The sequence below is a fragment of the Pseudomonas sp. SDO524_S393 genome (genome assembly GCF_054071875.1).
Genome location: NZ_JBSVVZ010000063.1, coordinates 16,991 through 41,159 on the forward strand (window position 1 = coordinate 16,991; position 24,169 = coordinate 41,159).

The 24,169-nt window shown below is 62.9% G+C and carries 25 protein-coding genes; 13 read left to right on the forward strand and 12 right to left on the reverse strand.

All coding sequences use genetic code 11. The annotated features are described in order from the left end of the window. Positions 1-198 precede the first annotated feature (198 nt). The 6 genes from ACW9IB_RS23275 to ACW9IB_RS23300 all read left to right on the forward strand — a co-directional run bounded on the left by ACW9IB_RS23275 (position 199) and on the right by ACW9IB_RS23300 (position 9,876). A complete protein-coding gene (locus tag ACW9IB_RS23275) occupies positions 199-3,390 on the forward strand; it encodes a hypothetical protein (RefSeq protein WP_457415664.1) in 3,192 nt (1,063 codons plus the stop codon). Between the two features lie 90 nt (positions 3,391-3,480). Further along, positions 3,481-4,620: a Fic family protein gene (locus tag ACW9IB_RS23280; RefSeq protein WP_457415665.1), complete on the forward strand. Its 1,140-nt coding sequence runs from the start codon at positions 3,481-3,483 to the stop codon at positions 4,618-4,620. A 74-nt stretch (positions 4,621-4,694) separates the two neighbouring features. After that, entirely contained in the window at positions 4,695-4,937 is a 243-nt protein-coding gene (locus ACW9IB_RS23285) for an exodeoxyribonuclease VII small subunit (RefSeq protein ID WP_003176346.1), read from the forward strand. After that, positions 4,934-5,821: a (2E,6E)-farnesyl diphosphate synthase gene (ispA, locus tag ACW9IB_RS23290; protein WP_457415666.1), complete on the forward strand. Its 888-nt coding sequence runs from the start codon at positions 4,934-4,936 to the stop codon at positions 5,819-5,821. The genes ACW9IB_RS23285 and ispA overlap by 4 nt, the downstream gene beginning before the upstream one ends. A 111-nt stretch (positions 5,822-5,932) precedes the next feature. After that, entirely contained in the window at positions 5,933-7,831 is a 1,899-nt protein-coding gene (gene dxs, locus ACW9IB_RS23295; protein ID WP_457415667.1) for a 1-deoxy-D-xylulose-5-phosphate synthase, read from the forward strand. Between the two features lie 158 nt (positions 7,832-7,989). Then, the gene (locus ACW9IB_RS23300) at positions 7,990-9,876 is read left to right on the forward strand and encodes a TonB-dependent receptor domain-containing protein (RefSeq protein WP_457415668.1); all 1,887 of its coding nucleotides are present in this window, start codon (positions 7,990-7,992) and stop codon (positions 9,874-9,876) included. A 91-nt stretch (positions 9,877-9,967) separates the two neighbouring features. On the opposite strand, the gene ACW9IB_RS23305 is transcribed toward ACW9IB_RS23300, so the two are convergent. The 11 genes from ACW9IB_RS23305 to nrdR all read right to left on the reverse strand — a co-directional run bounded on the left by ACW9IB_RS23305 (position 9,968) and on the right by nrdR (position 18,175). Then, positions 9,968-10,756: a cobalamin-binding protein gene (locus ACW9IB_RS23305; protein WP_457415669.1), complete on the reverse strand. Its 789-nt coding sequence runs from the start codon at positions 10,754-10,756 to the stop codon at positions 9,968-9,970. Continuing rightward, positions 10,753-11,172 carry an MFS transporter gene (locus ACW9IB_RS23310; RefSeq protein WP_457367466.1) on the reverse strand — a complete coding sequence of 140 codons (420 nt, stop codon included), beginning with the start codon at positions 11,170-11,172 and terminating at the stop codon, positions 10,753-10,755. The genes ACW9IB_RS23305 and ACW9IB_RS23310 overlap by 4 nt, the downstream gene beginning before the upstream one ends. Next, a complete protein-coding gene (gene ribA, locus ACW9IB_RS23315; protein ID WP_457367465.1) occupies positions 11,169-11,786 on the reverse strand; it encodes a GTP cyclohydrolase II in 618 nt (205 codons plus the stop codon). The genes ACW9IB_RS23310 and ribA overlap by 4 nt, the downstream gene beginning before the upstream one ends. A 129-nt stretch (positions 11,787-11,915) precedes the next feature. Continuing rightward, positions 11,916-12,644, reverse strand: coding sequence for a substrate-binding periplasmic protein (locus tag ACW9IB_RS23320; RefSeq protein ID WP_457415670.1), 729 nt, complete (start codon positions 12,642-12,644; stop codon positions 11,916-11,918). Between the two features lie 66 nt (positions 12,645-12,710). Beyond that, positions 12,711-13,676, reverse strand: a complete 966-nt coding sequence (gene thiL, locus ACW9IB_RS23325; protein ID WP_457367463.1) for a thiamine-phosphate kinase — start codon at positions 13,674-13,676, stop codon at positions 12,711-12,713. Positions 13,677-13,694: 18 nt separating this feature from the next. Further along, positions 13,695-14,195 carry a transcription antitermination factor NusB gene (gene nusB / locus ACW9IB_RS23330; protein ID WP_457367462.1) on the reverse strand — a complete coding sequence of 167 codons (501 nt, stop codon included), beginning with the start codon at positions 14,193-14,195 and terminating at the stop codon, positions 13,695-13,697. Beyond that, positions 14,192-14,668 carry a 6,7-dimethyl-8-ribityllumazine synthase gene (gene ribH / locus ACW9IB_RS23335; RefSeq protein WP_457367461.1) on the reverse strand — a complete coding sequence of 159 codons (477 nt, stop codon included), beginning with the start codon at positions 14,666-14,668 and terminating at the stop codon, positions 14,192-14,194. Before ribH ends, nusB begins: the two co-directional genes overlap by 4 nt. Before the next feature lie 91 nt (positions 14,669-14,759). Next, positions 14,760-15,851, reverse strand: a complete 1,092-nt coding sequence (gene ribBA / locus ACW9IB_RS23340) for a bifunctional 3,4-dihydroxy-2-butanone-4-phosphate synthase/GTP cyclohydrolase II (protein ID WP_457367460.1) — start codon at positions 15,849-15,851, stop codon at positions 14,760-14,762. Positions 15,852-15,867: 16 nt separating this feature from the next. Beyond that, the gene (locus tag ACW9IB_RS23345; RefSeq protein ID WP_457367459.1) at positions 15,868-16,530 is read right to left on the reverse strand and encodes a riboflavin synthase; all 663 of its coding nucleotides are present in this window, start codon (positions 16,528-16,530) and stop codon (positions 15,868-15,870) included. Positions 16,531-16,577: 47 nt separating this feature from the next. Beyond that, positions 16,578-17,714 carry a bifunctional diaminohydroxyphosphoribosylaminopyrimidine deaminase/5-amino-6-(5-phosphoribosylamino)uracil reductase RibD gene (ribD, locus tag ACW9IB_RS23350; protein WP_457367458.1) on the reverse strand — a complete coding sequence of 379 codons (1,137 nt, stop codon included), beginning with the start codon at positions 17,712-17,714 and terminating at the stop codon, positions 16,578-16,580. Next, a complete protein-coding gene (gene nrdR / locus ACW9IB_RS23355) occupies positions 17,711-18,175 on the reverse strand; it encodes a transcriptional regulator NrdR (RefSeq protein WP_016978538.1) in 465 nt (154 codons plus the stop codon). The genes ribD and nrdR overlap by 4 nt, the downstream gene beginning before the upstream one ends. 140 nt (positions 18,176-18,315) lie before the next feature. Here nrdR and ACW9IB_RS23360 point away from each other — a divergent pair, with 140 nt between their 5' ends. The 3 genes from ACW9IB_RS23360 (at position 18,316) to trxA (ending at position 20,401) form a co-directional block, all read left to right on the forward strand. After that, positions 18,316-18,771, forward strand: coding sequence for a YbaY family lipoprotein (locus ACW9IB_RS23360; RefSeq protein WP_457367457.1), 456 nt, complete (start codon positions 18,316-18,318; stop codon positions 18,769-18,771). Next, positions 18,768-19,424, forward strand: a complete 657-nt coding sequence (locus ACW9IB_RS23365) for a class I SAM-dependent methyltransferase (protein ID WP_457415671.1) — start codon at positions 18,768-18,770, stop codon at positions 19,422-19,424. The genes ACW9IB_RS23360 and ACW9IB_RS23365 overlap by 4 nt, the downstream gene beginning before the upstream one ends. Before the next feature lie 104 nt (positions 19,425-19,528). Further along, positions 19,529-20,401 carry a thioredoxin gene (gene trxA, locus ACW9IB_RS23370; RefSeq protein ID WP_457415672.1) on the forward strand — a complete coding sequence of 291 codons (873 nt, stop codon included), beginning with the start codon at positions 19,529-19,531 and terminating at the stop codon, positions 20,399-20,401. Here the strand turns inward: trxA and ACW9IB_RS23375 are convergent. Beyond that, a complete protein-coding gene (locus tag ACW9IB_RS23375; protein WP_457415673.1) occupies positions 20,398-20,739 on the reverse strand; it encodes a hypothetical protein in 342 nt (113 codons plus the stop codon). The two genes, trxA and ACW9IB_RS23375, sit on opposite strands and share 4 nt — an antisense overlap. Before the next feature lie 133 nt (positions 20,740-20,872). Here ACW9IB_RS23375 and ACW9IB_RS23380 point away from each other — a divergent pair, with 133 nt between their 5' ends. From ACW9IB_RS23380 to ACW9IB_RS23395, 4 genes are all read left to right on the forward strand, one after another. Then, positions 20,873-21,484 carry a DUF2796 domain-containing protein gene (locus tag ACW9IB_RS23380; protein ID WP_457415674.1) on the forward strand — a complete coding sequence of 204 codons (612 nt, stop codon included), beginning with the start codon at positions 20,873-20,875 and terminating at the stop codon, positions 21,482-21,484. A 97-nt stretch (positions 21,485-21,581) separates the two neighbouring features. Next, positions 21,582-22,292, forward strand: a complete 711-nt coding sequence (locus ACW9IB_RS23385; RefSeq protein WP_457415675.1) for an ABC transporter ATP-binding protein — start codon at positions 21,582-21,584, stop codon at positions 22,290-22,292. A gap of 1 nt (position 22,293) precedes the next feature. Continuing rightward, on the forward strand, positions 22,294-23,559 hold the full coding sequence (locus tag ACW9IB_RS23390) for an ABC transporter permease (protein WP_457415676.1): 1,266 nt from the start codon (positions 22,294-22,296) through the stop codon (positions 23,557-23,559). An 11-nt stretch (positions 23,560-23,570) separates the two neighbouring features. Further along, complete coding sequence (locus ACW9IB_RS23395) at positions 23,571-24,092, forward strand: DUF3299 domain-containing protein (protein WP_457415677.1); 522 nt, start codon at positions 23,571-23,573, stop codon at positions 24,090-24,092. Positions 24,093-24,169 lie beyond the last annotated feature (77 nt).

The window sequence follows — 24,169 nt, forward strand, 5'->3', positions numbered from 1 at the left end:
CGTGATAGGTTCCAAATCACTCTAATTCACCGCCTTCACCGATTTACCAGCGAACTAGCGGCGCACCCTTGATACCAACTAAAAGTTTCGGGCATTTGCCCTGGAAGTTGTAGAGCCCTGCGCGTTTTAAAAAAGCAGGGACTTTTAAACCGGTGCCGATGGAACTTTCGGCGTAGCAATTACATTCGGAGAATGACCATGGTAGCGAAGGTAGAACCCACCCCCAAGGACGCCCCGGGCCCAGATAAAACTACCAATGCGGCCTGGGAAAAGTCTGTCAAGAATGCCTCTACGACGCCCAAGCCCACACCACCGGATGAACTCGGCAAGGGCCAGAAACGCCCCGAAGGCGACAACCGCACCGCCCAGCAAATCATCGATGACACCCCGCTGCTCAAGTACCTGGGCAACCAGAGTGGCGTGAAAGACAACCTCAAGAAACAGGTCGGCGATTTCGACAAGGACGCCGACGCCGCCTACCGTGCGTCCAAAGTGCTGGAACACGTCGAGTACATCGACGAAAACGGCAAATTGACCGACGGTAAGGATGTCGGCAACAAGAGCATCGACGGTTTCACCAAAGACGGCGAGGCCCGCCATGGCACCGAGGCCGGGCGCCTGCAGGACTTCGGCAAATACGGCTACTCGAGCCTGCGCGGCGAGGTGGTGAAATCGGACTTGGGCGAGAAGCAGAAGCGCCCGGCGGGTGACAACCGCACCGCCAAGGAAATCATCGACGCCACGCCGCTGCTGCGCAACCTGGGCAACCAGAGCCATGTGAAGGACAACCTGAAGAAACAAGTGGGTGACTTCGAGAACGACGCCGACGCCGCCTACCGCGCCACCCAGGTGCTGGAGCACGTGGTCAGCCTCGATGAAAACGGCAAGTTGTTGACCGGCTATGACGCCCGCAACAAAGACAACGACAGCATCGACGGCTTCACCAAAGACAAGGAAGCCCGCCATGGCACTGAAGCCGGGCGCCTGCAGGACTTCGGCAAGTACGGCTATTCAAGCCTCAAGGGCGACCTGGTTCACGTCAAGGACAAGACCCACACCGACAAGGCCGCACCGGCCGACGAGCCCAAAGACGTACAGGCCCTGCGCGACAAGTACCACATCCCGAGCTTCGGCGCCGAAGGGTTGATGGACATGGAGTTGCCCAACGACAAGACCGTGGGCGGCCAGACCGCCGAGAATTTTGTGCAGGGCATTCGCGACGACATCAAGAGCGGCAAGCTGGCCGAAGACTCGGACGAAGCGAAGATCGTCAAGTTGATGGACGCTCAGGCCGCGCTGGATAACGGCTATGACCTGTATGGCTACGCAGAAAGTATCAACTTGGGCAGCGGTACTTACCGTGAATCGGATAAGAGCCCGACCAAACTCAATGGCAAAGACGTCAAGGAGATGGTCGACGAAGAAAAACTCGCGAAAGAAATTTCCACGCTGATGAGCAAGGAAGGTATTAAAGACCGTTACGACACTGAACTTAAGAAAAGTGTCGGCAGCCTCTCGAAAGAGCGTCTGGACGAAGTTCGCGAACAAGTTTTCCCGGCACTCTTTAAAGAAGGCACTCGCGAAGCCAATTTGGACTTCGAAGACTATGTGATCGCCATGAACGACTCGGGCGATCCGAAAAAGTCGGAAATGGCCGAATTGGACGTGGACCGCTATTTCGAGTCCCTGCGCATCCTTGAGCCGGACAGTTATACCGCCCGTCGTCAGACCTTCGACCAGAACATGATGACGCACCAGCTCAACACCTACATGGAAAATCCTGACAAGGTTTCGCCGGAAAATGCCGAAAGCGGCCTGCGCGCAACGTTCACCATGGTCAAGAGTGGCATCAACACCCTGCTGGGTTCGCTCGACAAGGGCGATAAAACCTACGACATGTACAAAAAAATGAAGGATGAATTCGACATCCTCGACGGCCACATTTCCGGGCTGAAGCCGGAAGAAAACAGCAAGATCGCCGCCGCGATCCGCCAGGCGGCAGCCAGTGGCGACGCCGCAACCATCGACAAGGTCGTGGACGCCCAGCTCAAGGGCCTGTCGACCAACCGCGAAGAAACCGCCGGCTCACTGAAAAAACTGCTGCACTCGGCCAGTTCCACCGGGACCCTGGGGGCGATGTCGGGCACCATGAGCCTGGTCAGCGGTGCGCTTCAACTGGCCAACGGTGGCGGCTGGAAAAACATGACCACCGACCAGCAAATCGCCGCCGTGCGTGACCTGGTCGGCGGGTTGAGCTGGACCAACGACTTCCTCAAGTTTGGGTCGAACATCGTCGAAACCCTGGGCGGCACGCAGAAAATGGACCCGGCTGCCGGCCCGGACGGCAAGCCGCAACCCAAGGTCAAGGCCACGGCCTGGCTCGGCCTTCTGGACGAGAACTTCCCGGATATCTGGGGCAACAAAGACACCAAGGCGGACAAACTCTCCACCGAGATCAATGACCGCATCGCCAAGTCCTCCGAGAGCCTCAAGTCCTATGACGTGACCCAGTTCACCCCGGATGAACTCAAGGAATACGAAAAGACCATCAAGTCCATTGGCGAGGCGATGGGCGTGAAAGACGTGCCGGGCAAACCCGGTATCCCTGACGGCACCAAGCCGAATACCGCCGTGGCGGCCGGGCGTTCCTTCCTGCGCTTCATGGGTGGCTCGGGCCTGGACATCACCGGCGGGGTCATGGACATCGTGTCCGGCGCGCGCAAACTCAAGAAAGCCAAGACCGCACTGGAAAAGGTCGACGCGGCCTTCTCCCTCGGCGCCGGCGCCTCCGGTACCGGGATGGCGATCTCCAACACCGTTGCGATGTTTGCCCCCAAAGGCGCGCACCTCGCCGCCAAGCTGGCCGGTGACGTGGCCTCCACCGTCGTGCGCGGCCTGGCCATCGGCGCGCGCGTGGCTGGCCCGGTGTTTGCCGTGGCCGGCCTGGTCTTCGGCGTGGCCGGTACCTTGATCGCCGAGGCGGTGGAACACGCCAAGATGCAGAAACTGACGGACTCGCAAGGCAAGTTCTTCAAGGACCTGGCCGACGCCGGCGTGACCAAGGAAGACTGGGGCGACAAGCTCGAATACGCCCGCTATGCCTCTTATATGTATGGCGGACGGGACACGCCGGACGATAAGTCGATGTTCGACTACCAGTCGGACGAATGGAAACACTTCCAGCAGACCGAAGACAAAAAAGGCAGTTCGCTGGCCCGGCTTGCGCCTTACCTGCACAAGGACGGCGACCCCGACAGCAAGAACCTGTGGGAGAAGCACCTGTCGGGCGCCACCAGTTCCAGCGGCCCCCACGGCAGCGAGCGCCACACCGATGACTGGCGCCCCTGGGGCAGCACGGACATGGACGCGGGGAGCAAGAAAAAAGCCTGAGTGGACGATGAGCCGAATAGATTGCACAATCGGCTCATTAAATGAGCCGAATAATCCTCCTATTCGGCTCACTCGCTTCAGGTAGCCCCCATGGACCAACCGCTCTGGATCTGGCAACACACAGACTGGCCGCATTTTCATTGGCAACCTGGCCGCCTGGCGGCCTTGCTGCGCGAGTGCGGGCACACCCAAGGCAAACTATTGGGCATGCTCGGCTCCGTCAGTCAGGCAGTCAATGCGCAGCATGAGCTGGATGCGTTGTTGCAGAACATCCTGACTTCCTCGGCAATCGAGGGCGAGCAGTTGAACGTCGGCTCGGTGCGCTCATCTCTGGCGCGCCGGATGGGCTTGGAGATTCAGGCCGACGGCCAGATCAGCCGGCGCAGCGAAGGCCTCGCCGAACTGATGATGGACGCCACCCTGCAATTCGCCCAACCGTTCACCCTTGTGCGCCTGCTCAATTGGCACCACTGGCTGTTCCCGGCGCCGCAAGCCGAATACGCCGTACGCACGGTCAATGTCGGCGCATTGAGAGGGGATGAGCCGATGCAGGTGGTGTCGGGGCGACTCGAACGGCCAAATGTGCATTTTGAGGCACCGCCACGCCTGGGACTGGAGCAGGCACTGGATGATTTCCTCGAATGGTTCGAAACCAGCCGCCATCAACCGGAACTCGACCCGTTGGTGAGGGCAGCGGTCGCGCATTTCTGGTTTGTGACCCTGCACCCCTTCGATGACGGTAATGGCCGCCTGACACGCGCCATTACGGACCTCGCGCTGGCTCAGGGCGAACATCAGGCCATACGGTTCTATGCCATGTCGGCCAGTATCCTCGAGGACCGCGCCGGCTACTATCAGGCCCTGGAGTCGAGCCAAAAGGCCACACTGGACATTACCGACTGGCTGGAATGGTTCCTCAAGACCCTGCTGCGCAGCCTGCAACAGGCAATCGTCCGGATTGAACGAGTGCTGGACAAGAGCCGGTTCTGGCAACAGCACCGTGACCTCTCGTTGTCCGTCGAACAGGTCAAGGTCCTCAATCGCTTGCTGGACGGTGGCGAAAAAGGCTTTGAACACGGGATCAGCGCTGCGCAGTATCAAGCGGTGGCGAAGGTTTCCAAAGCCACGGCGACACGTCATCTGGCCGATCTGCTGGAAAAAAACTGCCTGATTCGTCTCTCTGGAGGTGGTCGCAGCACCCGTTATCAGGTCAATACGGCGGCGGTATAACAACCCGCTCATTTGCCCCGCCCCCCCATGTCTGCTAGTGTCGCGCCGGTTTACCGTCTACCGGAATAGCCGCCATGGCCCGCAAAAAAGTAGCACTCGATTTCGAACAATCCCTCGCCGACCTGCAAACCCTGGTCGAGCGTCTGGAGAACGGCGAGTTGTCGCTGGAAGACTCGCTGACCGCGTTTGAACAAGGCATCGGCCTGACCCGTGACTGCCAGAGCGCATTGGCACAGGCGGAGCAGAAAGTGCAGGTGCTGCTCGAACGCGACGGCGAATTGGCCGAAGAGCCCTTCGATGCGGAACAGCCCGAATGATCGACGCGTATCAGGCCAGCAGCCAGGCCCGGGTCAACGCGGCGCTGGAACCCTTGTTCGTGGCGCCAAGCCCTGAGCTCAAGCGCTTGTATGAAGCCATGCGCTACAGCGTGATGAATGGCGGCAAGCGCGTACGTCCGTTGCTGGCCTATGCGGCCTGCGAAGCACTGGGCACACCCGCCGAGCAAGCCAATGGCGCGGCCTGTGCGGTGGAATTGATCCACGCGTACTCCCTGGTGCATGACGATTTGCCGGCGATGGACGACGATGATCTGCGCCGCGGCCAGCCCACCACCCACAAAGCCTTTGATGAAGCCTGCGCGATCCTCGCCGGCGACGGCCTGCAAAGCCTGGCGTTCAGCGCCCTGCTGGACCCGACCTTGAGCGACGCGAGCGCCGAGATTCGCTTGCGCATGGTCAGCGCCCTGGCGTTGGCGGCGGGCCCTGCCGGTATGGTGGGTGGCCAGGCCATCGACCTCGGTTCGGTCGGCCAGAAGCTTGACCAGCACGCGCTGGAATATATGCACCGTCACAAGACCGGCGCCTTGATCGAGGCCTCCGTGCACCTGGGTGCCCTGGCCAGCGGTCGTGCCGACGCTGCGCAACTGGCCGCGCTGAAGACCTACTCCCGCGCCATCGGCCTGGCCTTCCAGGTGCAGGACGACATCCTCGACGTGGAAAGTGACACCGCCACCCTGGGCAAGCGCCAGGGTGCAGACATCGCCCGGGACAAGCCGACCTACCCCGCGCTGCTCGGGCTGGACGCCGCCAAGGCCTACGCCCAGGAACTGCGCGACCAGGCCCTGGACGCCCTGCGACCTTTCGACGCGGCGGCCGAGCCCCTGCGCGACCTGGCGCGGTATATCGTCGAACGCCGGCACTGACAACAGCGGCCATTGCGGCCGCATATCGGCCAAGTTCGGCGCTCTGCGTGGGCAGTTTGCGATGCTTGAGGTAAACTGCCGCCTCTTTCTATACCTATAACGATTCGCCTGATGCCCACGACGTTCCAAGAGATTCCCCGCAAGCGCCCGTCCACGCCCCTGCTCGACCGTGCTGCCACGCCGGACGGCCTGCGTCGACTGGGTGAAGCCGAGCTGGAAACCCTGGCCGATGAGTTGCGCCTCGAATTGCTCTACACGGTCGGTCAGACCGGTGGGCATTTCGGTGCCGGGCTGGGCGTCATCGAGCTGACCATCGCCTTGCACTACGTGTTCGACACCCCGGACGACCGGCTGGTGTGGGACGTGGGCCATCAGGCGTATCCGCACAAGATCCTCACCGGCCGCCGCGAGCGCATGCACACCTTGCGTCAGAAGGACGGCGTCGCCGCCTTCCCGCGCCGTTCCGAGAGTGAGTACGACACCTTTGGCGTTGGCCACTCCAGCACGTCCATCAGTGCCGCGCTGGGCATGGCCATTGCCGCCCGCCTGCAACACAGCGATCGCAAGGCCATCGCCGTGATCGGCGATGGTGCACTGACCGCCGGCATGGCCTTCGAAGCGCTGAACCATGCGCCGGAAGTGGACGCCAACATGCTGGTGATCCTCAACGACAATGACATGTCGATCTCGCGCAATGTCGGCGGCCTGTCGAACTACCTGGCCAAGATCCTCTCCAGCCGCACCTACGCCAGCATGCGCGAAGGCAGCAAGAAGGTGCTCTCGCGCCTGCCCGGCGCGTGGGAGATTGCCCGCCGCACCGAAGAATATGCCAAGGGCATGCTGGTACCCGGCACCTTGTTCGAAGAACTGGGCTGGAACTACATCGGTCCGATCGACGGCCATGACCTGCCGACCCTGATCGCCACCTTGCGCAACATGCGTGACCTCAAGGGCCCGCAATTCCTGCATATCGTGACCAAAAAAGGCAAAGGCTTCGCCCCGGCGGAAGTCGACCCGATCGGTTACCACGCCATCACCAAGCTGGAACCACTGGACGCGCCTGCCGCTGCGCCGAAAAAAGCCGGCGGGCCGAAGTACTCCGGTGTGTTCGGCGAATGGCTGTGCGACATGGCCGCCGCCGATCCGCGCCTGGTGGGCATCACCCCGGCGATGAAGGAAGGCTCTGACCTGGTGGCGTTCAGCGAACGTTTCCCGCTGCGCTATTTTGACGTGGCGATTGCCGAGCAACACGCGGTGACCTTCGCCGCCGGCATGGCCTGTGAAGGCGCCAAGCCAGTGGTGGCGATCTACTCCACCTTCCTGCAACGGGGTTATGACCAGCTTGTTCATGACGTGGCGGTGCAGAACCTCGACGTGCTGTTCGCCATCGACCGCGCCGGTTTGGTGGGCGAAGACGGCCCGACCCACGCCGGCAGCTTTGACTTGTCCTACCTGCGCTGCATCCCCGGCATGCTGGTGATGACCCCGAGCGACGAAAACGAACTGCGCAAGATGCTCAGCACCGGCCACCTGTACAACGGCCCCGCCGCCGTGCGTTACCCGCGCGGCAACGGCCCGAATGCGGTGATCAAGAAGGACCTTGAGCCCATCGAAATTGGCAAGGGCATCGTGCGTCGCCAAGGCCGCAACACCGCATTCCTGGTATTCGGCGTGCAATTGGCCGAAGCCCTGAAAGTCGCCGAGACGCTCGATGCCACGGTGGTCGACATGCGCTTCGTCAAGCCACTGGATGAAGCGCTGGTGCGCGAGATCGCCGGCAACCACGCGTTGCTGGTGACCGTCGAAGAAAACGCCATCATGGGCGGAGCCGGTGCGGCGGTCAGCGAATTCCTGGCGCGGGAGAATATCCTCAAGTCAGTGCTGCACCTGGGCTTGCCGGATGTATACGTGGAACACGCCAAGCCGGCGCAGATGCTGGCCGAATGCGGCCTGGATGAGGCCGGTATCGAGGCTTCGGTTCGCGAACGCCTGGCGCTGCTCGGTCTGTAACCCGGTTTCCCGGAAAAAACAGAGACTAAAATGTGGGAGCGGGCTTGCCCGCGAAAGCGGTGGGTCAGTCACTTCATAGGCTGGCTGACACACTGTTTTCGCGGGCAAGCCCGCTCCCACATTGGTTTTGTGTCAACTTTCAAAACGATGGACAGACCATGAAACGCCTGCACCTGGCCCTGCTGCTCCTGCCCACTCCCGATCTGCTCGCCGACACCCGCGACCAGGCACTGAGCCTTCCCGACGTGGTCATCAGCACCAACCGCCAGGTCCAGGCGCGCAACGACAGCAGCGCCGCCAATACCGTGTTTACCCGCGATGACATCGACCGCCTGCAACCCACCAGCGTGACCGACCTGCTCAGCCGCGTCCCCGGTGTGCAAGTGGCGCGAACCGGCGGGCGCGGCAGCCTGCCGGGGATTTTCATCCGGGGCACCAAGTCCGCCCAGAGCCTGGTGCTGGTGGACGGCCAGCGCATTGCCAATGCCACCTCTGGCGACAGCGGGTTGCAATTCCTGAGTGTCGACCAGATCGAGCGGGTGGAAGTGCTGCGCGGCTCGCGCTCGGTGATCTATGGCAGCGACGCCATCGGCGGAGTCATCCAGATTTTCACCCGGCGCAACGCCCAGGCCGGCGTGCATCCGCGCCTGCACCTGGGGTTTGGCAGCAACCAGACCTGGGAGCGCAGCCTGGGGCTGTCGGGCGGCGACGAACGCACACGCTTCAACCTTGGCGCCAGCCTGGATGAAACCCAAGGCATCAACTGGACCCACGAATCGTTCGCCAGCGATGGTGATCACGATGCCTACCGCAACAAGTCCATCAGCCTGAACCTCAGCCACTCGCTGAACGACGACCTCGAAGTCGGCTTCAACCTGTTGGATGGCCGGGGCAAGTCGGAGTACGACAACCCGTTCGGCCGCTTTATCAGCTTTTCCGAAACCGTCGGCCAGAAGCCCTACACCGATTACACCGTCAGCAGCGCCAGCGGTTACGTCGATGCCCGGCTCAACGAACGCTGGCAAACCCGCCTGGAAATGGGCCACAGCGAAAACCGCGACAAGAAGCGCGATTACCTGAGCAACGACGGCAGCGCCTTCAACACCTACCGCGATTCGGTGAACTGGCAAAACGACGTGACCCTGGACGACCGCAACCGCCTGATTCTGGGCGGCGACTGGTATGAAGACCGTGTACACGCCAGCACTGATTTCGATCAGGACAGCCGCTGGAACCGCGCGCTGTTTATCCAGCATCGCTTCGCGGCAGAGCGGTTCTCCACCGAGCTGGGCCTACGGCACGACACCAACCAGCAGTTCGGCAGCCAGAACACCTGGAGCGGCACCCTGACGGTACCGCTCAACCCCGACAACGATGTGCTGCTGTCCTACAGCGAGGGGTTCCGGGCGCCCAGTTTCAACGATTTGTACTACCCCGGCAGCAGCAACCCCAACCTCAAGCCCGAGCACTCGAAAAGCTACGAGCTGCAATGGCGCAGCCAGTTGAGCGACAGCACACGCCTGGAAACCTCGCTGTACCGCACCGACCTCAAGGACGCCATCGTCGCGCAGCCGGTGGATTTCTACATCCCGCATAACGTGGCATCCGCACGTATCAACGGCTTTGAAGCCGCGCTCAAACAGGAGCTGTTCGGCTGGCAAGGCAACCTCGGGCTATCGATCATCGACCCGCGCGACCGTGACAGCGGCCATACCCTGGCCCGTCGCGCCCGCCGCACACTGAGCCTGGACCTGGACCGGCAGTTCGACAAACTGGGCGTGGGCGCCAGTTGGCAAGCGGTCAGCAACAGCTACGACGATGAAGAGAACCGCAATCGCCTCGGCGGGTATGCCCTGCTGGGGTTGCGCAGCAGTTGGGCGCTGAACCGCGAGGTGTTGTTGTCGGTGAAGGTGGATAACGTGCTGGACAAGACCTATGCACGGGCCATGTACAGCTACCAGGACCCGAACTTCGAGAATAATCAGGATTATCGCGAAGAAGGCCGGGTGTGGATGTTGGGGGTGACTTGGACCCCCGATATCTGAATTGGCAGGTCCGGCCTCATCGCAGGCAAGCCAGCTCCCACAGGGGAAACGCATTCCAAATGTGGGAGCGGGCTTGCTCGCGAAAGCGGTCTCACGGGTTCGGCGCAATCACCTGACACAACCGCCCCACCGCTTCCAGCATCTGCCCGCTGGGCCGCTCCAGGCCCTTGTCCGGCACCACGCGTACCCGCCCAGCCATCGCCGGCCAAACCTGCCAGGCTGTTTTCTGCGCCTGATCCCCCACCAGAATCATCTCGGGATCACGCTGCAATACCGCTTCGATACTCACCTGTGGCGCCGGCAGTTTCAGGTCGTCGAACACATTGCGCGCGCCGCACACGCCCAGCGCATCGCTGATGATCTGCCCACCTCCAACGGTGTACAGCGGCTGGTTCCACACCTGGTAAAACACCCGCAACGGCTCGGCACGCTGATAACGCTGGCGCAACTTAGCCAGGCGTTGGCGCAACTGCGCGGCGAGTTGCCGGCCAGCCTCCGGGCGTCCCAATTGCTTGGCGATGGCCTGGACCTGGGCAGCCAGTTGTTCAAGGCTATGGGGTTCGGCGACGTACATCGGGATATCGAGGCGTTGTAACTGTTCGCGCTGGACCGGACCGACGCTGCCAGGCCAGAGCAGGATCAAGTCCGGTTTGAGACTGAGCAGGCGCTCCATATCCAACTGACCATAGCGCCCCACCGAGGGTACCTTCGCCAGTGCCGCCGGCCGGTCACCGCCATCGAGCACGCCCACCAGCAGATCGGCAGCGCCCAGTTCGACGACGATTTCAGACAGGGACGGCGCCAGGCTGACCACACGCTCGACCGCCCACGCCTGGGCACCGAATGCCAGCAGCAGAACCGCTAGCCAATGGCGCATCATCCCAGTTGGCGGGGAATGCGGTAGAGGTAAAACAGCACCAGGGTCGACAGCGCCAGCAGAAACAACGGCACCGCTTCCAGGCCGACAAACACCGACAACGCGCCGATCCAGGCCGGGATGGCCGCCACCAGCAAGGCAATCCGCCGACGCGCCGCCAGGGTGATCCAGGCCGCCGGTTCTTCGGGGGTATCCAGGGCTTTGGAGGTGGCGATCAGGGCGTGTTTATAGCCGTTGAAGTAGCGCAGGCTAAGAAACATCGAGGCCACGCCGGCGATGAAGAACGGCATGGCCAATACAGGAAGCAAGGACTCAGCCTGGCCAAAGACCAGGTTGAGCACGAACAGGGGAAGCAGCGCCAGGGCCAGGTACTGCCACCAGTTGAAGGACAGTCGCCGTTTCACCTGGCCTCGGGTCACGCGCGGTCGACCTCGCCCTGATGCTCGTTGCCCATCATGTGGTCGAGCTTGCTGGCCTTGGTGGCCAGGTAGAGCTTGTTGTGCGGGTTATGGCCAGTATGCAGCGGCACGCGCTCGGCCACGGTGATGCCCATGTCGGTCAAGGCTTTGACCTTGCGCGGGTTGTTGGTCATCAGGCGCAGCGACTTCACGCCCAGATGCTCGAGCATCGGCAGGCAGATCGCGTAGTCACGCTGGTCGGCGGCAAAGCCCAGGCGCTCGTTGGCCTCGACCGTGTCGGCGCCGCCGTCTTGCAGTTCGTAGGCGCGGATCTTGTTCATCAAGCCGATGCCACGGCCTTCCTGACGCAAGTACAGCAACACGCCACGGCCTTCACGGGCGATGGCACGCAATGCAGCTTCCAGTTGCGAACCGCAGTCGCAACGCTGGCTGAACAATGCATCACCGGTCAGGCACTCGGAGTGCACACGGCCCAGGACAGGGGCGCCGTCGGCAATATCGCCCAGGCTGAGCACAACGTGCTCGCGGCCCGTGGCTTCTTCGAGAAAGCCGTTCATGGTGAACGTGGCAAATGGGGTAGGCAGCTTGGAAGCAGCGACGAAAACGACGGGCACCGTGTGCTCCTGAATTCAATTTCTACAAAGGCGGCCATTGTAACAGCAGGTTCCTACAGACGCTTAAGCTGAATTATCGCTGATAAAGATCAATCGGTTCGATTGGCCTTCATGCCGGTTCTATGCTGGTCAGAATGGATACGGCTGTTTCCAGCGTTCGAAAATCCGCTTCAGCTCGCCGTTTTTCACCAGCACCGCCATTCGCTGGTCGAAGACCGCCATCAGGGCACGCCCCCGCTCGTTGTCGGCGAAACCCACGTAGAGCGGCAGCTCGGCGATGTGAGTCAGCCTGAATTGCGACCGGTCCTGCGCCTGATCGAGCACGACGGTGACTTCGGTCAAGGCATCGATGTAGAAGTCGGCGCGGGCATGTTCCAGCATCGGCAGAATGCCGTCGCGCCGCTCGATCTGGTTGAAACGGTGCACATTGGGCAGGTACGCCTCGTACTTGTAACCACGTACCCAGGCCAGACGGTAATCACCCAGGGTAGCCGCTGTCGGAACCGGCGTACTCGCAAGGCCGAGGGCGTAGATGTGGTCGGAATCGAAGTGCCAGTGCGGGTACAGCACGCCCTTGGCCTCGTCACGGTAGGAGCCGACCCAGCCATCCACCTCGCCCCGCTGGGCAAGGCCGACTGAACGCGTGTAGGGCACGGTGCGGGTCAGCAGCTTGACTCCGGCAGGCTCGAAGACCTGGCGCAATACATCCCAGGCCAGCCCCGTACCATCGGCGTTGGTGTAGTCATCCCAGTCCTCACTCGCCAGCATCACCTTGCCGGGCACCCCCGGCACGTCCTGCGCCTGCGCCAGGGTCGCACCGACACACAGCAGTATCAGTAGCCAGCGACGCACATCCATTGGGACAACCTCCTACAAGGCCTTGCATCCGTGATTTCGCTATAGAGGGTAGCGCAGGGAGGCGACTTAGGGCGCGTCGTTGAAATGCTGATAGCCACGCACGACCGGGGTGATGTCCTGCCCATGGGCGTCGAGCAGGGTCACACCCTGCCCCGCTTCGACCCGGCCGATCACCTGGACCGGCCAGCCTGCGGCCAGCAGCGGCGCCAATTCGCTGCTGGGCAGGGTGAACACCAGCACGTAGTCGTCGCCGCCGCTCAAGGCGGCCACACAGGCGCCTTGCGCCCCGGCAAACGCCAGCAACGCCGGGGACAGCGGCAAGCGTTCGCGCTCGATCAACAGACTGACAGCCGATGCCTTGGCGATATGCCCGCAATCGGCCAGAAGCCCGTCGGAGATATCCATCGCGGAGGTCGCCTTGCCCCGTAACGCCAACCCCAGCGCCAGTTGCGGTTGTGGCGACCAGTAATGCGCCAGCAGTGGCTCGGCGATGGCCGCCTCTGCGCTACGCTGCCCGAGCACCAGCGGCAAGGCGCCCGCGGCATTGCCCAGTTCGCCGCCTACGCACAGCAGGTCACCTGGCCGTGCGCCGCTGCGGGTCAACGCTTGCCCGGTCGGCACGCGGCCAAAGACGGTCAGAGTCAGGCTCAGCGGACCGCGCGTGGTATCGCCGCCCACCAGCGTCACACCGCAGTTTTGCGCCATGGTGTTCAAACCCTGGGCATAACGCTGCAACCAATCGGCGTCCACCGTCGGCGTGGTCAAGGCAAGGGTAAAGGCAAGGGGATGGGCGCCCATGGCGGCCAGATCGCTCACGGCCACGGCCAACGAACGCTGGCCCAGCAGAAACGGGTCACAGGGGTCGGCGAAGTGCACGCCGGCCACCAGGGTATCGGTGGAGACGGCCAACTGCTCCCCGGCGGGGAGCGCCAGCAAGGCGCAGTCGTCGCCAATCCCCAGCGCAATGCCCTCGCCGCCTTGCGCACAAGGCGCGGCGGCGAAGTAGTTGCGGATCAGCTCAAACTCACCCATGGGAAACTCAAGCGCGTATCAGCGCTTGTGTTCCTTGACTTCAGCTTCGCGCAGGCGCGGGGCCAGCTTGTCGAGTACACCGTTGACGAACTTGTGGCCGTCGGTCGAACCATAGACTTTCGCCAGTTCGATACCTTCGTTGATCACCACGCGGTAAGGCACGTCGACGCGATACAGCAATTCCCAGGTGGACAGGCGCAGCACGGCCAATTCAACCGGGTCCAGCTCTTCGAGGGTCAGGTCCAGGCAGGGCGCCAGGGCCGCGTCGATCTCGCTCAGGTGCGCGTGCACGCCGTGCAGGATGTCGTGGAAGTAGCTCTGGTCGGCCAGGGAAAAATCGTTGTCGACGCGAAACTGCGCTTCGATCTCGTTCAACGACGCGCCAGCCAGGTGGCGCTGATACAGCGCCTGGGTCGCCAACTGACGAGCCGCGCGACGCTTCTCGTTCTTCGATGGCTTGCCGGCGTCCGCAGGACGTGGGTCGCGCGGGTTGAAACGATCGCTCTCGTCGGAAATCACTTGGCCTCCAACTGCGACAGCAGGCTGACCATTTCCAGGGCCGACAGGGCCGCTTCAGCACCTTTGTTACCGGCCTTGGTGCCGGAACGCTCGATGGCTTGCTCGATGGAATCCACGGTCAGCACGCCGAAAGACACCGGCACGCCGAACTCCATGGATACCTGGGCCAGGCCCTTGGTGCATTCGCCGGCGACGTATTCGAAGTGCGGAGTGCCACCACGAATGACCGCGCCCAGGGCGATGATCGCTGCATATTCGCCACGCTGGGCGACTTTCTGCGCAACCAGTGGGATTTCGAAGGCGCCAGGGGCACGGATGATGGTGATGTCGCTCTCGCTCACACCGTGGCGAACCAGGGCGTCCACGGCACCGCTTACCAGGCTTTCAACCACGAAGCTGTTGAAGCGGCCAACCACCAGGGCGTAGCGGCCTTTGGGGGCGATGAAGGTACCTTCGATGGTCTTCAGGGTCATTCGACAAATCTCTTAAAGAGCCGGGACGCGTCTCGTACTCGCCCCTTGGTGATATTTGAACCGCGAACAAGGGGCAAAAAACCGCCTGCCTTTATTCGGAGGGCACGTATTCTACAACTTCCAGGTCGAAACCGGATATCGCATTAAATTTCATCGGTGCGCTCATCAAGCGCATTTTGCGCACGCCCAGGTCCCGAAGGATCTGCGAGCCGGCGCCGACGATGCTGTAGGTGGTCGGTTTTTTCGCCACGGCCTGGTCGGCGGTTTCGCGGATATGCGCCAGCAGGACATCGCCGTCCAGCGGATGGCCAAGCAACAGCACCACGCCGCTGCCCGCCTCGGACACCGCGGACATCGCGGCCCGCAGGCTCCAGCGCCCAGGCTGCTTGACGTGCAGCAGGTCACGCAGCGGGTCCATGTTGTGCACGCGCACCAAGGTCGGTTCTTCGGCGCAGATGTTGCCCAGGGTCAGGGCCATGTGCACGTCGCCTTCCACCGAATCACGGTAGGTGACCAGGTTGAAATGGCCCAGCTCGCTGTCCAGCGGCTGTTCGGAAATCCGCTGAATGGTACGTTCGTGGATCATCCGGTAGTGGATCAGGTCGGCGATGGTGCCGATCTTGATACCGTGTTCGGCAGCAAAGGCTTCCAGTTCCGGGCGACGGGCCATGGTGCCGTCGTCGTTCATCACTTCACAGATCACGCCACTAGGCTCGAAACCGGCCATGCGCGCCAGGTCGCAGGCAGCTTCAGTGTGGCCGGCACGGGCCAGGGTACCGCCCGGCTGAGCCATCAGCGGGAAGATGTGGCCGGGGCTGACGATATCGTCGGCCTTGGCGTCCCGGGCCGCAGCCGCTTGCACGGTGCGGGCGCGGTCGGCCGCGGAGATGCCGGTGGTCACGCCGGTGGTGGCCTCGATGGACACCGTGAACTTGGTGCCAAAGCCCGAGCCATTGCGCGGTGCCATCAGCGGCAGCTTGAGCAGCTCGCAGCGCTCGCGGGTCATCGGCATGCAGATCAGGCCACGGGCGTGCTTGGCCATGAAGTTGATGTGCTCGGCCTGGCACAACTCGGCGGCCATGATGATGTCGCCTTCGTTTTCGCGGTCTTCGTCATCCATCAGGATGACCATCTTGCCTTGGCGGATGTCTTCAACCAGTTCTTCGATGCTATTGAGCGCCACGCGGCACCCCCTTCGGTCAGGATTTCAGGTAGCCGTTAGCGGCCAAAAAACTTTCAGTGATGTTACCGGATGCAGGCTCTGCGGCCTTTTCGCCCAGCAGCAGGCGTTCCAGGTAACGGGCCAGCAAGTCCACTTCCAGATTCACCCGGCGACCTGGCTGGTAGGAGGCCATGATGGTTTCGCTCAGGGTGTGCGGAATGATGGTCAGCTCGAACTCGGCGCCGTTCACGGCGTTCACGGTGAGGCTGGTGCCATCCACGGTGATCGAGCCTTTGTGTGCGATGTACTTGGCCAGCTCCTTCGGCGCGCGAATGCGGAACTCCACGGCACGTGCGTTCTCGCTGCGGGACACGACTTCGCCGACGCCATCGACATGGCCGCTGACCAGGTGACCGCCCAGGCGGGTGGTCGGGGTCAGGGCTTTTTCCAGGTTGACCGGGCTGCCGGGCTTGAGATCGTTCATCGCGGTGCAGTCCAGGGTTTCCCGGCTGACGTCGGCGGCAAAACCATTGCCTGGCAGTTCGATGACCGTGAGGCACACGCCGCTGACGGCGATGCTGTCGCCCAGCTTGACGTCGCCCAGGTCCAGCTTGCCGGTTTCAACCAGCAGGCGTACGTCGCCACCTTTGGGGGTCATTGCGCGGATGCTGCCGATGGATTCGATGATGCCGGTGAACATGGCCTACTCCTGGAAAACGGTACGGGCACTTGAGCGCCCGGTCAGAATTATACGCGTGCGGCGGGTAGCGGGACGGCAGTGACTCGCCAGTCGTCGCCTACCGCGCGCATTTCAGTGATCTTGAGTTGGGGGCCGTCGGCCAGTTTCTCAAGCGGCCAGTCCAGCAAGGGACGGGCAGCGGAGCCAAGGAACTTGCCGGCGATGAAAATCACGTATTCATCCACCAGGCCCTGCTGGGCAAACGCGCCGGCCAGGCTCGGGCCGGCCTCCACCAACACTTCGTTGACACCCCGCGCCGCCAGGGCGACCAGGGCCGAGCGTAGATCGACCTGGCCGTCCACGCCCGGTACCACCAGGCATTCGGGGCCGCGGCTGTACTGGTTTTCCGGGGCAACGCAGGTGATGACCAACGCCGGACCGGCTTTGAAGAACGGCGCATCGAGCGGCACCCGCAGGCGGCCATCGATCAGCACGCGCAACGGCGGACGCGATAGGGCGAGCGCGGTGGTGGCGTCGTCCAGGCCGAGTTCATCAGCGCGCACCGTCAGGCGTGCACCATCAGCCAATACGGTGTCGGCACCGGTCAGCACGACGCTGGCCCGGGCGCGCAGACGCTGCACGGCAGCGCGGGCGGCCGGGCCGGTGATCCATTGGCTTTCACCGCTGGCCATCGCGGTGCGACCGTCCAGGCTCATCGCCAGCTTGACCCGCACGAACGGCAAGCCGTGTTCCATGCGTTTGAGGAAACCGGGGTTCAGGGCTCGCGCTTCGTTTTCCAGCACGCCGCTGCGCACTTCGATGCCGGCCTGGGCCAGGCGCTGCATGCCACGCCCCGCCACTTCCGGGTTGGGGTCCTGCATGCCCGCCACCACCCGCGCCACGCCCGCACTGACCAGCGCGTCGGCACAGGGCGGCGTACGCCCGTGGTGACTGCACGGCTCAAGGGTCACGTACACCGTGGCGCCCCGGGCCTTGTCGCCGGCGGCGCGCAGGGCGTTGGGCTCGGCATGGGGCTCGCCGGTGCGTTCGTGCCAGCCCTCGCCGACGATCTGCCCGTCCCGCACGATCACGCAACCGACCCGAGGGTTGGGGTGCGTGGTGTACAGGCCCTTGCGCGCCAGTTCCAGGGCACGGGCCATGTAATGGGCGTCGAGTACGGCTTGTTCAGCAGACAGTGAATTCATTCTTTGACCGGCTCACGGGCCAGGCGGTCGATCTCTTCGCGGAACTCGTTGAGGTCCTGGAAGCGTCGATACACCGAGGCGAAACGGATATAGGCGACTTCGTCGAGCTTTTGCAGCTCGCCCATCACCAGCTCTCCCACCACCAGGCTCTTGACCTCGCGTTCGCCGGTCGCTCGCAGCTTGTGCTTGATATGCACCAGCGCCGCCTCCAGCCGCTCGACACTCACCGGGCGTTTTTCCAGGGCGCGCTGCATACCGGCGCGCAGTTTTTCTTCGTCGAAGGGCTGGCGGCTGCCGTCGGATTTGATCAGGCGCGGCAACACCAGTTCGGCGGTTTCGAAGGTGGTGAAACGTTCACCGCAGGCCAGGCATTCGCGCCGGCGACGCACTTGATCGCCCTCGGCGACCAGACGCGAGTCAATGACCTTGGTGTCGTTGGCACCGCAGAAGGGACAGTGCATGGTTGGCAGGCAACAAAAAATGGGAGGGCCATGGTAGCGCATCCCCGTGGCAAGACAAGCCATAGCCTTTGCGGTATATAGGCTGACTATTATGTTTCATATTTTTTAAGCCACGGATGTTGTCCTTTCTGGAGCCGTACATGCAGTTTCGACCCTTTGTTTTAGTCACCTTGTTCAGTTTCCTGGTCGCCTGCAGCAGCGAAGCCCCCAAGCCGGCGGCTCCTCAGCCCACGCCGGTGCAAGAGAAAAAAGTCCCGGGCATCGAGGACCTCGGTCCCTTGCCGGCCTATCAGCGTGAAATCAGCGGCACCCTCAACGGCGTGCCGGCCGGCGCCGAAGTCGAGCTGGCCCTGCTGGTGATCGACGACCGCTCGCGCCCGCAACAATTGCTCGCCAGCAGCGTGTTGACCGGCAACGGCCAGCCCGTGGCCTTCCGCCTGCGCTTCAACCCCGATGCCTTCCCCGCCGGCGCGCGCGTGGAGTTGCGTGGGCGTGCCAGCCAGTCCGGACAATTGATCCTGCACCTGCCCGCCGTGCGCATCACCCAGGCGATCACCCAGACCACCGGCCCCCTGCAACTCGTCAAGGCACCATGACGCCACCGCTGGACCTGCAACGGGCGCTGAGCGAGCTGATCGGCGACGCTCGGCTGATACCGCGCCCCTTGCCAGGCACCGAGTTGTCGTTATGGCTGCTCGACGCCGACAACATGGACCGCGCCTTCAGCCCCGAGGAAACCCGGCGCATCCTGCATGAACCGCCCTACTGGAGCTTTTGCTGGGCCAGCGGCCTGGCGTTGGCCCGCTACCTGGCGGCGAACCCGGCGTGGGTCGCGGGCAGACGCGTGCTGGATTTTGGTGCCGGCTCCGGCGTGGCAGGCATTGCGGCCGCGAAGGCCGGCGCACTGGAAGTGGTGGTTTGTGACCTAGACCCGCTGGCCTTGGCTGCGTGCCGGGTGAATGCCGCGCTCAACGGTGTGGCGCTTAATTATTCAAGCGACTTTTTCGCCGAAACCGACCGCTTCGACCTGATCCTGGTAGCCGACGTGCTCTACGACCGCGCCAACCTGCCGTTGCTGGACCAGTTCCTGAGCCGAGGCCGTGAAACACTGGTGGCGGACTCACGGGTGCGGGACTTTCAGCACCCGGATTATCGACGGCTGGAAATCCTTGAAGCCCTGACCCTGCCGGACCTGGCCGAGCCCTGGGAGTTTCGCAAGGTGAGTCTGTACCATTCGCGGCGGCCTTGAGGCCATCGCGGGCAAGCCCGCTCCCACACTTGACCTGGAGAGCTTTCAGCCAATCGCCCCAGCCCTTATAGTTCCCCCCATTCCCGCTTTGTTCGAGACGCCCCATGAGTGAGCCCACGCCGTACATCTTCGATGCAACCACCGCCACCTTCGACCAGGCGGTGATCGAAAACTCGTTCCACAAACCCGTGCTGGTGGATTTCTGGGCTGAATGGTGCGCGCCCTGCAAGGCGCTGATGCCGATGCTGGCGCAGATCGCCGAGAGTTATCAGGGGGCGTTGCTGCTGGCCAAGGTCGATTGCGACGCGGAGCAGGATATCGTCGCGCGGTTTGGTATTCGCAGCCTGCCGACGGTGGTGCTGTTCAAGGATGGCCAGCCGGTGGACGGCTTTGCCGGGGCGCAGCCGGAGTCGGCGGTGCGGGCGATGCTGGAACCCCATGTGCAGATGCCGCCACCGGCGGTGGCGGATCCGCTGGAGCAGGCCCAGGCGCTGTTTGCCGACGGTCGTATCAGCGACGCCGAGGCGGTGCTGGTCGCGCTGCTGGGCGAGGACAATACCAACGCCGGCGCGCTGATCCTGTACGCACGTTGCCTGGCCGAGCGCGGCGAGCTGGGTGAGGCGCAAACCGTGCTGGACGCCGTGAAAAGCGACGAGCACAAGGCCGCCCTTGCGGGCGCCAAGGCGCAGATCACCTTCCTGCGCCAGGCCGCCGACCTGCCCGACGCCGCCGACCTGAAAAGCCGCCTGGCGCAAAACCCGCAGGACGATGAAGCCGCCTACCAACTGGCCATCCAGCAACTGGCGCGCCAGCAGTACGATGCCGCGCTGGAAGGGCTGCTCAAGCTGTTTACCCGCAACCGCAGTTACAGCGAAGGCCTGCCGCACAAGACCTTGCTGCAAGTGTTCGAACTGCTGGGCAATGACCACCCGCTGGTGAGCGTGTACCGTCGCAAGCTGTTTGCCGCGCTGTACTAATCGCCGATCCAGCTGTACAGCGGCGTATCGGCGCCGCTGGCCACCTTCACGTTTGAACTGTGGCGCAGGCGCACCAACAGGCGCTTGCCGGACGCGGCATCGCCGGCCAGTCCTTCCAGTTGGTCGAGCAATTCCAGGCCACTGAGTTGCCCGGCCTTGCGCAATAAATCCTGAGCGCTCTGCCACAGCTCGTCGTTCTGCCTCACCGGTGCCGCAGCCTCTGCGGCGGGCACCGGGGCAGCCTGCAACTGCGCCCCCAGGCGTGCCCAATCGCCGTCGTCCAGTTCCAGGGTCAAGTCCACCGTCAAGTCGCCGACGGTTCCACGAATTCGCAACATCGTCCTTACTCCTGCACTTTTTCTGACGGGCATGCTCCCACGCGGCTTGCGCAACGCCAAGCGGGCGGTCAAACTCTCGGCACTATTGTTATAAGATCACATAACAAAACCTTCATGTTTCGGAGTCTGCTCAATGCGCCGTCTGTTGCTTGCCTTGCCGATCGCCCTGCTGCCACTGGCGGTTGCCCACGCCCATGATGATCATGATCACGCCCATGAACACGGTAGCCTCGGCGCCCATGAACACGGAGTCGGGCGCCTCAACGCAGTGCTCGACGGCCAGGCGCTGGAGCTTGAGCTCGACAGCCCGGCGATGAACCTGGTGGGCTTCGAACACTTGGCCACCACCCCGGCCGACAAAGCCAAGGTGGCCGCCGCACGCAAGCAACTGGAGAGCCCTCTGGCGCTGTTCAACCTGCCCAAGGGCGCAGGTTGCGTCGTGAGCAGTCAGGAACTGAACAGTCCACTGTTCGGCGACAAGCCTGAAGCCGACCACGACGACGATGATGATGACGACCACGATCACGACGCAAAAGACGCTGCCCACGAACATCATCACGACCACAGTGAAATCCACGCCCACTACCAGTTCACCTGCGCCACACCGACAGCGTTGAGCAACCTGGATCTGAGCCAGGTGTTCAAGACCTTCCCCGCCACCCAGAAAATTCAGGTACAACTGATCGGCCCGAGCGGCCAGCAAGGCGTAGAAGCCACCGCACAGGCCGCGACCCTCAAGTTCTGATTTGAAATGCGGTCAATGTGGGAGCTGGCTTGCCTGCGATAGCGGTGGGCCAGCTCCCACCGGGTTTTGCGCCATTTTTTGATATCTGTGATTTCCAATGACCCAAGCGTTAATCGAACTGCACGACCTGGGCTTCAACTGGCCCGGTCACCCCCAGTTGCTGGACATCCCCGCGTTCCGCCTGGAAGCGGGGGAAACCCTGTTTCTGAAAGGCCCGAGCGGCAGTGGCAAGACCACCCTGCTGGGCCTGCTCGGCGGTGTGCAAAAGCCGACCCGGGGCAGCATTCGCCTGCTCGGCCAGGAGCTGACCGAACTCTCGGCCGGCGCCCGCGACCGCTTTCGTGTCGACCACACCGGCTACATCTTCCAGCAGTTCAACCTGCTGCCGTTTCTGTCGGTGCGCGAGAACGTCGAGCTGCCTTGCCACTTTTCCTCACTGCGCGCGCAACGGGCCAGGCAGCGCCACGGCAGTGTCGATCAAGCCGCCGCCGCATTGCTCGCGCACCTGGGCTTGAAGGACAAGGACATCCTGGAACGCCGCGCCGATTCGCTGTCCATCGGCCAGCAACAGCGGGTGGCTGCCGCCCGCGCGCTGATCGGCCAACCGGAACTGGTGATCGCCGACGAACCCACCTCGGCCCTGGACTACGACGCCCGCGAAGCCTTCCTGCAACTGCTGTTCGCCGAATGCCGTGATGCAGGCGCCAGCCTGTTGTTTGTCAGCCATGACCAGAGCCTGGCGCCGTTGTTCGACCGCAACCTGTCGCTGGCCGAACTCAATCGCGCCGCCGCGCCCGCAGAGGTTTGAGATGTATCTGTTTCGTCTAGCCATGGCCAGCCTGGCTAACCGCCGCTTTACCGCGATCCTCACCGCGTTCGCCATCGCACTGTCCGTGTGCTTGTTGCTTGCGGTGGAGCGGGTGCGCACCGAAGCGCGCAACAGTTTTGCCAGCACCATCAGCGGCACCGACCTGATCGTCGGCGCCCGCTCCGGCTCGGTGAACCTGCTGCTGTATTCGGTGTTTCGCATCGGCAACGCCACCAACGACATTCGCTGGGACAGCTTCGAGCACTTCGCCGCCAACCCCCAGGTGAAATGGGCGATCCCGATTTCCCTCGGCGACTCCCATCGCGGCTACCGCGTGATGGGCACCAACGACGCCTACTTCGCGCATTACCAGTACGGTCGCAAGCAAAACCTCGAACTGGCCAGCGGCCGTGCCTTTGCCAGCGACCCGTTCGAAGTGGTGCTCGGCGCCGAAGTGGCCGATGCGCTGCATTACAAACTGGGCGACAAACTGGTGCTGGCCCACGGCGTGGCGGTGGTCAGCCTGGTCAAGCACGATGACAAGCCCTTCACCGTGGTCGGCATTCTCAAGCGTACCGGCACACCGGTGGACCGCACGCTGCACATCAGCCTCGGCGGTATGGAAGCCATCCATATCGACTGGCACAACGGCGTACCGGCCCAGGGCAAGGGCCGGATCAGCGCCGACCAGGCACGCAACATGGACCTCACTCCGCAGGCCATCACCGCGTTCATGCTCGGCCTGAACAACAAGATTTCCACCTTTGCCCTGCAACGGGAGATCAATGATTTTCGTGGCGAGCCGATGCTGGCGATCCTGCCGGGCGTAGCCCTGCAAGAGCTGTGGAGCATGATGGGCACCGCCGAAAAAGCGCTGTTCGTGATCTCGCTGTTCGTGGTGCTGACCGGGTTGATCGGCATGCTCACGGCGATCCTCACCAGCCTCAACGAACGCCGCCGCGAGATGGCGATCTTGCGCTCGGTGGGCGCTCGCCCCTGGCATATCGCAAGCCTGCTGATCTTCGAAGCTTTCACCCTGGCGCTGTCCGGCGTGGTGGCGGGCCTGGGCCTGCTGTACATCTGCATCGCCGCATCGCGCGGTTACTTGCAGGCCAACTATGGCCTGGACCTGCCGATGGCCTGGCCCAGTGAATATGAATGGACACTGCTCGCCGCTATCCTGGCCGCCGCGCTGTTGATGGGCAGCGTGCCCGCCTGGCGCGCCTATCGACAATCCCTGGCCGACGGCCTGTCCATACGTTTATGAGGAAGGCTCCGATGCGCCGTGCCCTGTTTGCCCTGTTACTGCTGGCGGTCGTGCCCGCCTGGGCGGATGAACAACCCAAGGATCTGTCCTGGCAGGAAATGATTCCGCCGGACGCGCCGCCGGAAATCCCCAACATGACCCCGCTGCACAACTTGTCGGGCATGGCCGATGCGTTGTCGGTGGAGTCGGCGCCCGCGGCCAAGCAGGACTTGCCCAACGCACCGGTGGTGCAAAGCCTCGACGGCCAGCACATCCGTTTGCCGGGCTATATCGTGCCGCTGGAAGTCAGCGAAGAAGGTCGCACCACCGAGTTCCTGTTGGTGCCGTATTTCGGCGCCTGCATCCATGTGCCACCACCGCCGTCGAACCAGATCGTGCATGTCAGAAGCGAAGTCGGGGTGAAACTCGATGAGCTGTATCAGCCGTACTGGATCGAGGGTTCGATGCAGGTCAAACCGTCCACCAGCGAACTGGCCGATGCCGGTTACCAGATGGATGCCGAGAAGATTTATATCTACGAATTGCAGGAATAATCCTTACTCAAGAACACTGAGCATCAGATGTGGGAGCGGGCTTGCTCGCGAATGCGGAGTATCAGTCTGCTCATCAG

Coding starts and splice junctions, on each gene's coding strand:
- ACW9IB_RS23275 (WP_457415664.1), top strand. CDS start 199: ATGGTAGCGAAGGTAGAACCCACCCCCAAGGACGCCCCGGGCCCAGAT.
- ACW9IB_RS23280 (WP_457415665.1), top strand. CDS start 3,481: ATGGACCAACCGCTCTGGATCTGGCAACACACAGACTGGCCGCATTTT.
- ACW9IB_RS23285 (WP_003176346.1), top strand. CDS start 4,695: ATGGCCCGCAAAAAAGTAGCACTCGATTTCGAACAATCCCTCGCCGAC.
- ispA (WP_457415666.1), top strand. CDS start 4,934: ATGATCGACGCGTATCAGGCCAGCAGCCAGGCCCGGGTCAACGCGGCG.
- dxs (WP_457415667.1), top strand. CDS start 5,933: ATGCCCACGACGTTCCAAGAGATTCCCCGCAAGCGCCCGTCCACGCCC.
- ACW9IB_RS23300 (WP_457415668.1), top strand. CDS start 7,990: ATGAAACGCCTGCACCTGGCCCTGCTGCTCCTGCCCACTCCCGATCTG.
- ACW9IB_RS23305 (WP_457415669.1), bottom strand. CDS start 10,756: ATGATGCGCCATTGGCTAGCGGTTCTGCTGCTGGCATTCGGTGCCCAG.
- ACW9IB_RS23320 (WP_457415670.1), bottom strand. CDS start 12,644: ATGGATGTGCGTCGCTGGCTACTGATACTGCTGTGTGTCGGTGCGACC.
- thiL (WP_457367463.1), bottom strand. CDS start 13,676: ATGGGTGAGTTTGAGCTGATCCGCAACTACTTCGCCGCCGCGCCTTGT.
- ribH (WP_457367461.1), bottom strand. CDS start 14,668: ATGACCCTGAAGACCATCGAAGGTACCTTCATCGCCCCCAAAGGCCGC.
- ACW9IB_RS23345 (WP_457367459.1), bottom strand. CDS start 16,530: ATGTTCACCGGCATCATCGAATCCATCGGCAGCATCCGCGCAATGACC.
- ribD (WP_457367458.1), bottom strand. CDS start 17,714: ATGAATTCACTGTCTGCTGAACAAGCCGTACTCGACGCCCATTACATG.
- nrdR (WP_016978538.1), bottom strand. CDS start 18,175: ATGCACTGTCCCTTCTGCGGTGCCAACGACACCAAGGTCATTGACTCG.
- ACW9IB_RS23360 (WP_457367457.1), top strand. CDS start 18,316: ATGCAGTTTCGACCCTTTGTTTTAGTCACCTTGTTCAGTTTCCTGGTC.
- ACW9IB_RS23365 (WP_457415671.1), top strand. CDS start 18,768: ATGACGCCACCGCTGGACCTGCAACGGGCGCTGAGCGAGCTGATCGGC.
- trxA (WP_457415672.1), top strand. CDS start 19,529: ATGAGTGAGCCCACGCCGTACATCTTCGATGCAACCACCGCCACCTTC.
- ACW9IB_RS23375 (WP_457415673.1), bottom strand. CDS start 20,739: ATGTTGCGAATTCGTGGAACCGTCGGCGACTTGACGGTGGACTTGACC.
- ACW9IB_RS23380 (WP_457415674.1), top strand. CDS start 20,873: ATGCGCCGTCTGTTGCTTGCCTTGCCGATCGCCCTGCTGCCACTGGCG.
- ACW9IB_RS23385 (WP_457415675.1), top strand. CDS start 21,582: ATGACCCAAGCGTTAATCGAACTGCACGACCTGGGCTTCAACTGGCCC.
- ACW9IB_RS23390 (WP_457415676.1), top strand. CDS start 22,294: ATGTATCTGTTTCGTCTAGCCATGGCCAGCCTGGCTAACCGCCGCTTT.
- ACW9IB_RS23395 (WP_457415677.1), top strand. CDS start 23,571: ATGCGCCGTGCCCTGTTTGCCCTGTTACTGCTGGCGGTCGTGCCCGCC.